At 31.4% G+C, this 14,065-nt stretch carries 10 protein-coding genes; all 10 read right to left on the minus strand.

The features are described from left to right. Positions 1-125: 125 nt before the first annotated feature. The 10 genes from GXK56_RS08015 to GXK56_RS08060 all read right to left on the minus strand — a co-directional run bounded on the left by GXK56_RS08015 (position 126) and on the right by GXK56_RS08060 (position 14,056). The gene (locus tag GXK56_RS08015) at positions 126-2,519 is read right to left on the minus strand and encodes a transglutaminase domain-containing protein (protein WP_160686941.1); all 2,394 of its coding nucleotides are present in this window, start codon (positions 2,517-2,519) and stop codon (positions 126-128) included. A 5-nt stretch (positions 2,520-2,524) separates the two neighbouring features. Further along, the gene (locus tag GXK56_RS08020; RefSeq protein ID WP_160686942.1) at positions 2,525-3,733 is read right to left on the minus strand and encodes a DUF58 domain-containing protein; all 1,209 of its coding nucleotides are present in this window, start codon (positions 3,731-3,733) and stop codon (positions 2,525-2,527) included. Further along, a complete protein-coding gene (locus GXK56_RS08025) occupies positions 3,734-4,675 on the minus strand; it encodes a MoxR family ATPase (protein WP_160686943.1) in 942 nt (313 codons plus the stop codon). 310 nt (positions 4,676-4,985) lie between these two features. Beyond that, positions 4,986-6,386, minus strand: coding sequence for an FAD-linked oxidase C-terminal domain-containing protein (locus GXK56_RS08030; protein ID WP_160686944.1), 1,401 nt, complete (start codon positions 6,384-6,386; stop codon positions 4,986-4,988). Between the two features lie 3 nt (positions 6,387-6,389). Then, on the minus strand, positions 6,390-7,580 hold the full coding sequence (locus tag GXK56_RS08035; RefSeq protein WP_160686945.1) for an FAD-binding protein: 1,191 nt from the start codon (positions 7,578-7,580) through the stop codon (positions 6,390-6,392). A 14-nt stretch (positions 7,581-7,594) separates the two neighbouring features. Then, positions 7,595-8,383 carry an electron transfer flavoprotein subunit beta/FixA family protein gene (locus GXK56_RS08040; RefSeq protein ID WP_160686946.1) on the minus strand — a complete coding sequence of 263 codons (789 nt, stop codon included), beginning with the start codon at positions 8,381-8,383 and terminating at the stop codon, positions 7,595-7,597. 35 nt (positions 8,384-8,418) lie between these two features. Further along, positions 8,419-9,693: a nickel-dependent lactate racemase gene (gene larA, locus GXK56_RS08045; RefSeq protein ID WP_160686947.1), complete on the minus strand. Its 1,275-nt coding sequence runs from the start codon at positions 9,691-9,693 to the stop codon at positions 8,419-8,421. Between the two features lie 32 nt (positions 9,694-9,725). After that, complete coding sequence (locus GXK56_RS08050) at positions 9,726-11,237, minus strand: L-lactate permease (protein WP_160686948.1); 1,512 nt, start codon at positions 11,235-11,237, stop codon at positions 9,726-9,728. A gap of 470 nt (positions 11,238-11,707) precedes the next feature. Beyond that, a complete protein-coding gene (locus GXK56_RS08055) occupies positions 11,708-12,400 on the minus strand; it encodes a FadR/GntR family transcriptional regulator (RefSeq protein WP_160686949.1) in 693 nt (230 codons plus the stop codon). Positions 12,401-12,604: 204 nt separating this feature from the next. Beyond that, the gene (locus tag GXK56_RS08060; protein WP_160686950.1) at positions 12,605-14,056 is read right to left on the minus strand and encodes a 6-phospho-beta-glucosidase; all 1,452 of its coding nucleotides are present in this window, start codon (positions 14,054-14,056) and stop codon (positions 12,605-12,607) included. Between the last annotated feature and the right edge of the window lie 9 nt (positions 14,057-14,065).

Consider the following 14,065-nt stretch of genomic DNA (forward strand, 5'->3'; position numbering starts at 1 on the left):
ATAATTTTAAATATAAACCTATAAATATATTTATAAATAATTTTTGATACATAAAATCCAGTAGAAAACAATATATAAGCTTATCTACTGGATTTTTATTCTGTGAATTTATTATTATCTTAGCTTTAAATTATCCCAAATATTTTATTGTATATAAAATACCTAAACCAGCCTATTTTTTCTTTGCATTGAGCCTGAAATATACTATAAAAATTAATTATAAGCTGCATTTCTTCTTTATCAATAGGACTATTACTATAACAGGCCTTGTTAAAAATATCTGTAATAGTTTCAAAACTTACTTTCTTAAATTCTAGAGCCTCATCTATCCTCTTTGCATACTTTAACGGTGTTTCACCAGATTTCATTTTTAGTCCTTGCACTGATAAAGCCTTTAAATAATATTTATACATTTTCATTACACTTTCCTGTGATGAAAGCTTTTCCAGCCTATAGAAAAATATTCTCCGCTTTATAGTTGAAAAACATAAAATCCAAAGTAACAGAATAGCAAATATTATTATAGCAGCATTAGTAACTGGAACCTTTTGTACCTTAGCACCATTATCTATAGTTTCTGTTGGTAAATCTTCTGAGGAATTATTATTCTTTTGATCTGGCTTAACCTGATTGTTTTCTTCAACCTGTGTTTGTTTTGTTACAGCCTCTTCTTTATTGGAGGTTTCTCTAGGTACATTATTAATACTTTGTGCATATGGAGCTGTTGGCTCAAAAGGAATCCATCCAAAACCTTCAAAATACACTTCCACCCAAGCATGTGCTTCCTTATTTGTAACTTCATAGCTACTTCCTGATACTGGTTTTGAAGGCAAAATGTAACCTTCCACATATCTTGCAGGAATTCCTAAAGAACGAACAAGTATAGTCATTGCTGATGCATAATATGTACAATATCCTTGCTTAGAATCAAATAAAAAATAATCTACAAAATCACGATTTTCTGGTACATCACCTGGTTCTAGCGTATATACATAGTTTTTTGAAAGATAAGCTTCTATTGCTTTTGCACGGTCATAGTCATTATCTGCTGATGAAGTTATTTCACCAGCAAGCTTGCTCACTCTTTCTGGGAGTTCTTTTGGCAGCTGAAGATACCTTGCATAAGTATTGTCAGACATTCCTATTAACTTTTCTATTTCACTTCTTGATAAAGAACCACTTTTATATTTGTTTGAATTTTTAAAAATCAACTCTTCATATCTACTATATAAACCTCTTCTGCTGTTTCTTAAGAAAGCCTCAATACCTTGATCCTTTTTATTAATATTATATAATTCTGCAGTATATTTAAAATTTTTGCCTAAAAATTTTTCATTTGAAATCATACCATATGCATCAACAACTAGATTAAAATTTTCTTTTTCAAAGGTTAAATTATCGACTTTTGATGGTATAAATATTGTCTTTGTTTTTAAATTTTCATATGTTATATCTATAGATGTTTTATTAGATATATCATCTAATACATTTAATCTGCCTGATATAACTTTCATGCCCTCTGAAAGTTCAATTAGATCTTCATTAAAACCATTCAGTTGACTTCTTTCATGCAAGGTAGTCTGCTCTCCCATGGCATTTTCCCATGAAGCTCCAGTATATCTATCCCTAACCGCTCCTTTTAAATATATATCACCTTCTGAAGAATCTACCTTCATTACAATTGTATCGCTTAAAGATATATTCCCCCCAAGCTTTGTGCTGTCTTTTCCAAACCCCGTAGAATTTATTGAAAAATACTCAGAATTTCCTACATTAAAATTTGATTTAATATATCTGTCTACAAGTTCTATTTTGGAATCCAACCAGCTCCATTTCATAGGTTTTTCACTAACTGGCATATAGTAAGCTGAGAAGAATACAATTGCACAGATAGGAACGGAAAATAGCAAAAATATTGCAGTTGATGCCTGTAAAACATGACTTTTCCTAGCATTTTTTACATAAATATGTTTAAAATAACATATTATGATAAAGCCTAAAAACACATAAAAAGAGAAATAAATCACAAAATACCCAATTATCCATTGAGCTGCAAATATACTTACTCCTCCAATTAATAAAATATAGAAGTTAAATTTTTTTATTACAAAAATATATATTGCTAATGAAATAATGAGTGTTAAGACTATTAATATATATTTTTGATATTCTCTTCCAAGCAAAGCTCCTCCAGGATTAAATTTCCTAAGCCATGAAAATACCAATACTATCTTGCCGTAAAGCCCTTTAAACTCTTGAGGATTTATATAATAATAAAAAATACTATCTACTGCTGCGAAAGCTATTAACGCAACAGAAATTTTTATAGCCATCTTATTTATAAATAAGATGGAATATATAGCTAATACAAAACAGACAAGGAAAAACACATTTTTTGCTGAATAGTCTATCTCCAAAGTTGAAGTAAATGCATACACAAAACTAAAGCTCATTGCTGCAGCTATTATAAAGTCTACACTATAATTTATTAAACTGCTTTTATTACTTATTATCCTCATCTGTCTTACCTCACCACCTGTCCAAATACAGCCTTTATATTATCACTTATATTAATGTTATATACCTTTATTCCTAACTCTAATAATAAGGACAATATGTGATTACTATCTGTTTCTTTTTTTCCTAAAATTTCTTTTGTAGATATATGTATTAAACTTATATCATATCCTAAAAGCTTCATCTTATTCACTGTCTCATAAAGTTCAAAATCTAGATTTGATGTAGAAATTATAATATTGGAATTACTTATATTTTCATTAGTTTGACTATAGATAATATCCGTAAGTTTTATATTTTGATCAAACTTTACCTTTGCCAAAATTTCATAGACTTTTTCAAAATCTAAAGAACTTCTGCACTGAATACTAGTGATTTTTTCATCAGCATACACAAGCTTCACATCTACATCATCATGTATTAGACGTTTTAATACAGCAATTGCTGTTTCAATATGCTTATCTTCAACAATAGCATTATCTTCTTCTGAAAAGCCATTATTTTTTAAATCTATTATATATACAGCACTGACAGAAGCATAATTTTCATATTTTTTAACCATTAACTCATTACTCTTGGCTGTAAGTTTCCAATGCACTTTTTTCAAACTATCCCCATAGCTATATTTATCTATTTCTTTAATTATTGACGTATCTTCCTGTATTCCTATAAAATTTGATATATCACCAAAGGAATAATTTATATTTAAGGCAAAGCTATCAATATGAAGATTTCTTGGATATACATTTATAAGCAAGGGTCTTTTATTTCTGCGAACAAGTTTAAAAATTCCAAGAAAATCTTGAAATTCAATTTCACTTATTCCAATCTTAAAACAACCTTTATATTTATATATATATTCAAAGTTAAAATCTCTTTTACCAAAAGGCTGAAGCGCTATGCTTTTCATATCAGACTGCTTATTAACAGCTGCTCCATTTTCCCAAAATCTTATACTTATATATGGAAGCATAAAAAAACTTCTATTTATTATACGAAGTGAAAAATCTACTCTATCACCTTTTATAACAGAATCACTATTTAAGTTTTGTTCATACTTACCTAAAAAGCAACATGTTACCAAATGAACAAATGAAACAACCGGTAGAAGTAAAACCGTATAGAACAACATATAAGGAACTTTTCCACCATAAGAATATACAAAAATTAAAGCTATTATAAACATAACTGCGTACATAATTCTATTTAACTTCATTTACTTCACCAATGGTACACCCAAACTCTTAATTACTGAATTCAGTACAGCTTCTACTGACAGTTTCTTAAGTTTGGCTTCCTGCTTTAAAATTATTCTGTGAGAAAGCACTGGTATTATCATTTTAATAATATCATCGGGAATAACATAATTCCTATTATTATAATAGGCCCATGCCTGTGCTGCTCTAAACAGAGCTATAGATCCTCTTACACTTGCCCCCATCAATATATCAGAATTTATACGAGTTTCTCCTGTAATTTTAACTATATAATCTCTTAAATTTTTGTCCACATGAATTTCTTTTATTTCCTTTTGCACAGAAATTATTTCGTCACTATCAACTACTGGGTCAATAACCTCTAGCTGATTATTAAACTGAAGCTTTGATAAAATTATACTTTCTTCTTCTGGTAATGGATATCCTATGGATACTTTCATAAAAAATCTATCGAGCTGAGCTTCTGGCAGTGGATAAGTTCCTAGATATTCAACTGGATTTTGAGTTGCTAAAACCATAAATGGTTGAGGCACTTTATAGGTTTTTCCATCAACTGAAATCTGATTTTCTTCCATTACCTCAAGTAGACTTGCTTGAGTTTTAGGAGAGGTTCTGTTTATTTCATCTGCAAGTATTATTTGGCTCATTATTGAACCAGGACGAAATTCAAACTCTCCTGATTTTTGATTATATATTGTAAAGCCTGTAATATCCGAAGGGAGAATATCTGGAGTAAACTGTATTCTCTTAAAGCTGGCACTTATAGATTTTGCTAATGCTGAAACAAGACTAGTTTTACCAACACCAGGTATATCCTCAATAAGCACATGTCCATTACAAACCAATGAGATTACCACTAACTCAACTGTTTCCCTTTTTCCTACTATTACCCTTTCAATGTTATCAATTATCTTATTTAAAATATCCGAATTATTTTTCATTTTCCACCTCAAATTAAGTTTTTTCTCGGTATATTTAACTATTTTAGCATTAAATTTCCAACTAAAAACTAAAATTTCAAATTTTAACTTATTAATAATTAATTAAATACCTTAACCAGGCTAAATGTCAATACCGCTTCATTAATTTTTTTATATTGCAACATAAAAAAGTCCTTTATAGGACTTTTTTACTCATAAATATCACTTGCCATTATCTAATTAGAAAAGTGTTCCCCCAAAACCTAGTTTTGGGGGAACACACTACATATTTCAGAATTTATTTAATTCATTTTCACTAAATTGTATAAACTTATTGGCATACCTTACCTGGATTAAGTATATTTTTATAATCAAAGGCAAGCTTTATTCCTTTCATTATTCCAAGTATTTCTTCTGACAATGAACTATTTAAATATGGTTTTTTAGCAAAACCTATTCCATGTTCGCCTGACACTTGTCCGTTTAGTTCCTTAGATTTATCATACATGCATTTCATAACGTCATTTAATTTTTTATTCCAGATTTCTTCTTCAAGCTGATCTCTCAATATATATATATGAAGATTTCCATCTCCAGCATGTCCAAAGCTCTTTATTCTTATTTCAAATTTATTTTCAAGTTCATGTATAAATTTAACAAATTCAGCAACCTTATTTCTTGGAACAACTACATCAACTTCATCCATTTCAGTAGTTGATGCCTTTATAGCTTCAAGGAAAGCCTTTCTTGCACTCCATATTGATTCTTGCCTTTCTTCAGTATCTGAAATAAATACATCTAGGGCTCCTTCTTCTAGACATATATTAGCTACATTTTCATAATTTCTCTCTACTTCTTCCTTACTATTTCCATCAAAAGTAAGAAGAAGATAAGCATCTGACGAGTTATCTGGGAACTTCTTTCCAAGGAATTCTTCTGCTGCTACTATAGCAGCTCTTTGCATAAACTCAATTGCAGTTGGTACAGATTTTGATTTTATTATCTTTGGAACAGTTTCTATTGCTGTTTCAAGATTAGGAAATGGAATCAACAAACTAATAGCTTTTTTAGGTAATGGTAATAATCTTAATATTGCTTTTGTTACAATTGCTAAAGTTCCTTCTGAACCAACAATTAAATCTTTTAAACTATAACCAGAACTGTTCTTTACTACTTTTCCTCCTACTTCCATTATTTCTCCATTTGGAAGAACTAACTCTAACCCTCTTACAAAATCTCTAGTAACTCCATATTTAACAGCTCTCATTCCGCCTGCATTTGTATTAATGTTTCCTGCTATTGTAGCAGTCTTTTCACCTGGATCTGGCGGATAAAACAAATCATGTTCCTCAACAAAAGACGCTATTTCCATTAGAAGCACTCCCGGCTCTACAGTAAGTGTAAGATTTTCTTCATCTAATTCAAGTATTTTATTCATTTTACTTAAATCAATTATTATCCCTCCATGGATTGGAACTGCTGCTCCAACAAGGCCAGTACCTGAACCTCTAGGTGTTACAGGAATATTATTTTCATAAGCATATTTCATAATTGAAGAAACTTCTTCTGCACTTGTAACCTGTACTACAATATCAGGCATTTGCTTTACTGTTCCAAGCTCATCATGGCTATAATCTTCATTGATATTTTCACCATGAAAGACCCTTTCTCCATCTCCTATCATAGATAATATATTTTCAATATCATTTATATCAACTTTTTTATAGTTCATTGTTTATGCCTCCTTTGATAACTTTATTTGTTCTATAAGCTGTGGAATAATTTCATATATATCACCAACAATTCCATAGTGGGCCACTTTAAATATAGGTGCCTTTTCATCCATATTAATAGCAAATATATAATCTGAATTATTCATACCTGCTGTAAACTGAACAGCACCAGATATTCCACAAGCTATTATAAGTTTTGGTCTTACAGTTCTTCCACTCAAGCCTACCTGTCTTTTTGCATCTGCCCAGCCTGCTTCAATTAAAGGTCTTGTAACTGCAAGTTCACCATTAAGTAGTTCTGCAAGCTCCTTTATCATAGCCATATCCTTCTCAGATTTTAACGCTCTACCTACAGCTACAATCACTTCTGCATCCGAAATACCTATTTCTTTTTCTTTAGGAATAACATTAAGTACTCTAATATTTGAAATTAGTTTGTCTTTACTTATGTCGCAAACAGTTATCTTGCCTGTTGCTTCAGGATTTCTTTTTGGCGCAGACATAACCTTATATCTTACGGTTGCAAGCTGTGGTCTATTATTTGGAGTAACGATTTGTGCCATAATATTACCGCCAAAGGCTGGCCTTATTTGAACTAAATCAGTATTTTCTTTTATATCAAGTATTGTACAATCTGCAGTAAGTCCAGTTCTAAACCTTGCAGCAACCCTTGGTGCAAGAGATCTTCCTATAGTAGTTGCTCCAACAAGTATTGCAGTTGGCTTAACTTTGTTAATAAAATCTTCGAAAACTGCAGTATATGGTTCTATTCTAAAATCCTTTAATTCTGGATTATCATATATAAATACTTCATCTACTCCATAATGAAGAAGTTCTTGGCCTTTATCTTTTATATTTTCTCCCATAAATACACAATAAACTGGATGATTTATCTTTGAAGCAAGTTCTTTTGCTTTTCCAATAAGCTCAAGGGTAACTGGGTGAATTTCACCTTCCACATGGTCAACATATACAGCTATCCCCTTCCACAAGCTCTTATCTATTTCTATTATTTCTTCTTCTATAAATTCGACTGCACCTGCTGGCCCTTTTCTAACACAAAGTTTGCACATCTTACATGCAGCATTTATTTCAACTTTCCCTCCAATATTTTCCATAGCGCCAAAGGGACATATTTTAATTAATTCATCAATATTAGTTATTTTATCTTGATTTACTATAAGCTTACCCATGACAATTCCTCCCCTTATATGAACTTTAGATTATTAAGCTTGTCAGCTATTTTTACAGTTAATTCAGATGGACTTCCATTCCACATTTCTCTATCTGTATTTACTTCTGGTGGGAATATTCTCTCAACTTGAGTTGGAGATCCATTAAGCCCATATCTTTTTTCATTTTGATCTTCAAAATCCTTTAAGCTTATCATTCCAATTTCCTTATCCTGTGTCTCAAGTTTTTTTCTATAAGATGGCAGTCTTGGTTGAAAGATATCCTTTTCTACTGTTATTAAACATGGAAATTTAACTTCTACGATTTCAATTGTGTCAGGCATGTCCATTTCTACTACTATGGATTTATCTTTAACTTCAACTATTTTTATTACATTAGCTATATGAGGAATTCCAAGATATTCAGCCATTTCTGGACCAACCTGAGCTGTATCACCATCTGTTGTCTGCTTTCCACAAATAATTAAATCTGTATTCCCCATTCTTCTCACACCTTGAGAAATTGTATAAGAAGTTGCCAAAACATCTGCACCTGCAAATTTTCTATCTGAAAGAAGCATTCCTTCATGTGCTCCCATTGTAAAGGCTTCTTTAATAACTTCCTTAGCTTGTGGAGGTCCCATACTTATTACTTTTATAGCCCCTCCAAACTGTTCATTAATCTTCACAGCAGTTTCAAGAGCATATAAATCATAGGGATTCATTTTTGAATCTACTCCGTCTCTTTTTAATACTCCTGTTACTGGATCAACTTCTACCTTATTTGTTCCTGGTACTTGTTTAATACATATCAATATGTCCATATAATTTCCCTCCTGAATTTATATTAATTACTTAATTATTTAACTACTACAGAAACTCCATCAGGTATAACTACAACTTTTGCAGCTTCACCCTTTATTTCATAGGCTTTCTTTAATGCTTCTTCTAAAGTAAATTCACATTCCATATGCATATTATTAATTATTTTAGGATCACACATATCTGTTACCATGATTACTTTATTTTTGCTTAATATTCTTGCTAAAATTTGAAATTCCCATTGGTCTGGCTGCGTTTTATCCTTTGAAACTTGAAGTACTTTATTCAATACCTCAATTGGACTTTTAGCTTCTGCCATATTTCTATAGAAAGATTTTCCTCCATGTCCATCATTGCAAGCTGATACCATTATTATTACTGAACCTTCTTTGCAACAGGCTTCAGCTGCTGTCATTCCTTTAACTGATTGATAAATATTTTGATCAAGAGGATATCCCCCATTAGAACTGATTACTATATCTCCCTTAACGCTATCAATACTTGAAAGTTCTGTAACAAATTTGCAGCCTTCTTCATGGGCAAATTTACTATGACCACTTACGGCATGAATAATCTTTTTATCTTTATCTATAACAACATTTAATATAAATGCTAAATTAGCTTTTTCAGCTGCAAAAAGCATATCCTCATGTATAGGATTCTTACTAAGTCTTCCTGTTCTTGCATTGCCACTTCCTATAAATTCTGAATTATGATTCCACATTATAGTACGAGCACTTGCAACTCCTGGAAGAACACTTTTCCTTCCTCCTGAAAATCCTGCAAAAAAATGTGGTTCAATAAAACCTTCAGATATTAAAAGTTCTGCTTGTGCAGCCAGTTTATTTATCCATAATTCACCGCCAGATGGAAGAATTCCTAAGAAAGTCTGATCCTCTTCTTTTTCTGATAAATGATTAATTAAGGTTTCATTATTTACAATTTCTTCACCAAATTTATCAAGCATTTCTTCTCTAGTAGTCGGCCTATGAAAACCTGTTGCTATAAGAATCTTTATGTCTATATCTGGGTTCACCTTTCTAATTCTTCTAAGCACTATTGGAAGAGTTATTTTACTTGGAACAGGTCTTGTATGATCACTTGTTATAATAACCATGTTCTTTTTACCTTTTACTAATTCTTCTAAACTCTCACTTTCAATAGGGTTGTCCAATGCTTTTTCAACAATTTCTTCCTGAGTAAGCCCTGGCTTATAATCATGAGCCTTAGATTCAAGCACTGCCTCAAGATTTTTATCAGAAATATTAGCCTCTAAAAATCTTTTATTATAAGGTATTTTTATTGTTGCCATAATATCTTCCCCTTTTTAACATTTAAATTATTCTATATAAACATACTTCCAAAATAAACTATCGCTCCTAAAACGATTACATAAACCAAACAGAATTTTATTGTCTGATTTAGTATCTTTCCTTCTGCTCCAACAAGTCCTGTAGCTGCTGTTGCAACTGCAATACTTTGAGGTGAGATCATTTTTCCTGCTGTGGCTCCACAAGTATTAGCTGCTGCAAGCCAGTAAGGGCTCATGTTTAAAGACTTTGCTACCTCAACCTGAAGACCTCCAAATAATACATTTGCAGATGTATCACTACCTGTTACAAAGGTTCCAAGTGCTCCAATGAGTGGTGCAATAAGTGGATAAAAACCACCTGTAACTTTTACTAATACTACAGCTATAGCTTTAATCATTCCTGCATGACTCATTACCTTCGCAAGTGCAACAATAGCAAGAATAGTTATTGCTGATTTAGTCATTTGTTTACACGTTTTCAAGAATACCTTAACTATTTCACTTAAGCTAACTCCTTGGATTAAACCACCAAGAATTGTTGCAATTATAATTAATGTTCCTGGAGATGCAAGCCATGTAAAAGTATATGGAGCTGCTCCTTCTCCTCTGTAAATATCTACTGTAGTTTGAACTGATGATAATATTTTATTTATACCAGGGAATAATGAGCTTGATAGCATAATTAATGCAAATACTAATATAAATGGTACCCAAGCCATAATTCCTTCTTTTAATTCAACCTTTTCTGCACCTTCTCCCTCTGGTTTCTTATAAAATAATTTTGCTATTAATATTGTTACTCCCATACATTCAATAGAACCAAGTATTGCAGGAAGTTCTGCTCCAAGATATTTTGCTGCAATCAATTGTGGAATTGCAAAGGATAATCCTGATGCTAATGTTATTCCTAACACTCCTTTTATCGCTTTTACACTTTTTCCTGTTAACATTACAAGTACTACTGGAACTACTACGATTAAAATTAATAATTGCAGTGTAACATCATAACTAAGTCTTCCAACATCAATGCCAGTTACCTTTGCTAGTGTCGTGACTGGAATTCCTACTGCTCCAAAGGCTGTAGGCGTTGTATTAGCAATAAGGCATATTATTGCAGCAAATACAGGTTCAAAACCAAGCGCTGCTAATATACTTGCAGGAATTGCAACAGCTGTTCCAAAGCCTGCTATTGCTTCAAGAAATCCACCAAACCCCCATGCCAATATAAGTACTAGAATTCGATTGTCTGTAGTAACGCTCGTCATCATTCTTTTTATTACATCCATGCTATTTGTATATACTGATAAGTTGTAAGTAAAAACAGCTGCTATTATTACAACTATGATGGGCCATATAGCCATAGCTGCACCTTCAACTGTAGCAGTAACTGCTGATACTATAGGCATTTTCCAAACTAAAATTGCTAGTAAAATTGTAACAGCTAACGTTGAGGGTACTGCTTTATGGGCTGGAATTTTCAATACTCCTAATGAAATCATAAGTCCAACTATAGGTATTAGCGCAATGAAAAACAGTAAATACATATTTGTTTTTTCTCTCCTTTCTATTCTTTGGTAAGGTGGTCTGACCAATATCTTGTTGAAATAATATTAACACAATAATCTGAATATTGCTACAATAGTTATTATGTTAACAATTAAAAAGTATTTATTTATATATTATAATTAAATCATGGATAAATTTATGTTTTTTTCTAAAATTATAATTACTATTTTAGAAAAAGCTTAGAAAAGCATAATAATGCTGATAATTTATTAACATATATAAAATCCAATACATATTTTTCATTAAACCTATAAATATAAGCCTGCAAGAATAAAGAATTAATCGAAAATAGTTTAGTCATTACCTATCTTTTTACTTAAAGACAAGTTCTAATTTAATTAGAATTTATATATAAACTAATAAGTTACCCACAAAAAATAAAAACGGGCAAACTAAGTGTTTACACCTAATTTACCCTTAATAATATATATTTGTTATTACATTTTTATTATTCATAAATATAATCTTCTATGAATTTTAAATGTTCACTCATAGCTTTGTGAGTTAAATTAATATCTCTATTTTTAATAGCATTATATATCATTTCATGTTGTTCATTTAATTTTCCTCTATTATCCTCAAAAGCTAATATCTTTTCTCTAGAATCTTTTATAAATTCATCAAGCAACTGAGATATTACTTGTAATATATTTATAATAAGAAGATTTTTAGATGCTTTTGCTATGGTAAAATGAAATTCCTTATCAAGAATAACACTTTCTTTCTCATTATTGCATTCTTTCAATTGATGCAATAATTTTTCAAGATAACTAATTTCTTCATCAGTAATTCTCTCAGTTGCAAGAATTATAGCCTGACTTTCCAATACTTTTCTAAATTCAAGTATTTCAGAAGGTGTACCATTTCCAAGCATAAACATCATAGACATAGGTTCAAAAAGATTACTTTCAAAATTCTCTTTGATGTAATTTCCAGCACCCTGTCTGCTCTCCACAAGCCCAATAATATCAAGTGCCCTTAAAGCCTCTCGTACTGAAGCTCTGCTAACTTGAAGCTGCTCTGCTAAATCTCGTTCTGTAGGCAATTTGTCTCCTTTTTTCAAGGTACCATCTAGTATCATTTTTTTTATCTGCTCAACAACTTGTTCATAAACCTTTGTATTTTTAATTGGTTCAAACATTCTAGTTTTATCCTCCAAATATCCCTGTGTTATTCGTACAATGTTATTTCCATCTATTCAGATTTATACCAATCTAATCCTACTAATTATACACTATTGTTACTAAAATGTTAAACCACTATTTTACAATTATACTTAACGCCTACATAAACAGTACAAATTAATTATTCTGTGCCATTACACCCACTAATTTATGTGGTATATTTAATTCAAGTCATTTCCATTTGACTCAATTACCTTCTTATACCAATAGAAACTCTTCTTCTTACTTCGCTTTAGAGTACCATTTCCGTCATTATCTTTATCCACATAGATAAACCCATAGCGTTTTTTCATTTCACCTGTAGTAGCACTAACTAAATCAATGCATCCCCAGGCCGTATATCCAATTAAATTTACTCCATCATAAACAGCTTCTTTCATTTGTTCAATATGTTCCTTAAGAAATTTAATTCTGTAAATATCATTAACACTTCCATCTTCTTCAACCACATCAACTGCACCCAGCCCATTTTCAACAATCATAATTGGGATTCTGTAACGATCGTAAATATGGTTTAATACATACCTTAACCCAACCGGATCAATCTGCCAGCCCCAATCATTTGCCTTTAAATATGGATTTCTAAAGCCACCAAAAACATTTCCTTGAGTTTCATCTCCTTCTGGACGCGTACCAACCACATGAGACTTATAATAGCTAAAGGTATAAAAATCAACACAACCCTTTTTTAAAATCTCTTCATCATCTTCAGCCATATGAATCGTAATATTTTTCTCTTCAAAATAGCGTTTTGCAAAAGTTGGATATTCTCCTCGCACTTGCACGTCACTACACAACATATTGTTTACCTGATCCTGTTTTTGAGCCATAACAATATCTTCAGGTTTACATGTACTTGCATAACCACAACTATAATTAATCATGCATCCAATCTTAAAATCCGGATTTATTTGGTGAGCTAAATGTACCGCCTTAGCACTGGCTACAAATTGATGATGTAATGCTTGAAATCTCATTTGAGTACTATCAACTGCTGTATTATTGAAGATTCCACTATCATCAACAAGCAAAGCTCCTGCTAAATACGCTCCTGCTGGAACTAGTAAACTATTAATCTCATTAAATGTAATCCAATATTTCACTACATTTTTATAACGTGTAAAAATAGCTTCACAGTAGCTAATATAACAATCAATTGCTTCTCTAGATTCCCATCCATTGAACTTTTCAGTTAATGCAAAGGGAGCTTCATAATGAGAAATTGTAACTATTGGTTCAATATTATATTTCTTTAACTCTGCAAATACTTTGTCGTAAAACCTAAGTCCTTCCTCATTTGGAGTCTCATCATTAGCATTAGGAAATATTCTTGACCATGCAATAGACATCCTAAAGCATTTAAATCCCATTTCAGCAAATAATTTAATATCTTCTGCATAATGGTGATAAAAATCTACCGCTTCATGAGAAGGATAATGTGTTCCTTCTTCTAATTGTTTTGTAATACGCCTTGGGATTGTATGTGTTCCGCTAGTCATCATATCAGCCGTACTTGCTTTTTTCCCGTCTACATTCCATGCACCTTCATATTGGTTAGCTGCAGTTGCTCCACCCCATAAAAAGTTTTTTGGCATTACATTTTTCTTGTTCATCACTATTCT

Source organism: Clostridium sp. C2-6-12, assembly GCF_009928485.1.
GTDB lineage: Bacteria > Bacillota > Clostridia > Clostridiales > Clostridiaceae > Clostridium.

What these genes read in the sequence shown, in the direction of transcription:
- GXK56_RS08015 (WP_160686941.1), bottom strand. Translation starts at nt 2,519, where the DNA reads ATGAGGATAATAAGTAATAAAAGCAGTTTAATAAATTATAGTGTAGAC.
- GXK56_RS08020 (WP_160686942.1), bottom strand. Translation starts at nt 3,733, where the DNA reads ATGAAGTTAAATAGAATTATGTACGCAGTTATGTTTATAATAGCTTTA.
- GXK56_RS08025 (WP_160686943.1), bottom strand. Translation starts at nt 4,675, where the DNA reads ATGAAAAATAATTCGGATATTTTAAATAAGATAATTGATAACATTGAA.
- GXK56_RS08030 (WP_160686944.1), bottom strand. Translation starts at nt 6,386, where the DNA reads ATGAACTATAAAAAAGTTGATATAAATGATATTGAAAATATATTATCT.
- GXK56_RS08035 (WP_160686945.1), bottom strand. Translation starts at nt 7,580, where the DNA reads ATGGGTAAGCTTATAGTAAATCAAGATAAAATAACTAATATTGATGAA.
- GXK56_RS08040 (WP_160686946.1), bottom strand. Translation starts at nt 8,383, where the DNA reads ATGGACATATTGATATGTATTAAACAAGTACCAGGAACAAATAAGGTA.
- larA (WP_160686947.1), bottom strand. Translation starts at nt 9,693, where the DNA reads ATGGCAACAATAAAAATACCTTATAATAAAAGATTTTTAGAGGCTAAT.
- GXK56_RS08050 (WP_160686948.1), bottom strand. Translation starts at nt 11,237, where the DNA reads ATGTATTTACTGTTTTTCATTGCGCTAATACCTATAGTTGGACTTATG.
- GXK56_RS08055 (WP_160686949.1), bottom strand. Translation starts at nt 12,400, where the DNA reads ATGTTTGAACCAATTAAAAATACAAAGGTTTATGAACAAGTTGTTGAG.
- GXK56_RS08060 (WP_160686950.1), bottom strand. Translation starts at nt 14,056, where the DNA reads ATGAACAAGAAAAATGTAATGCCAAAAAACTTTTTATGGGGTGGAGCA.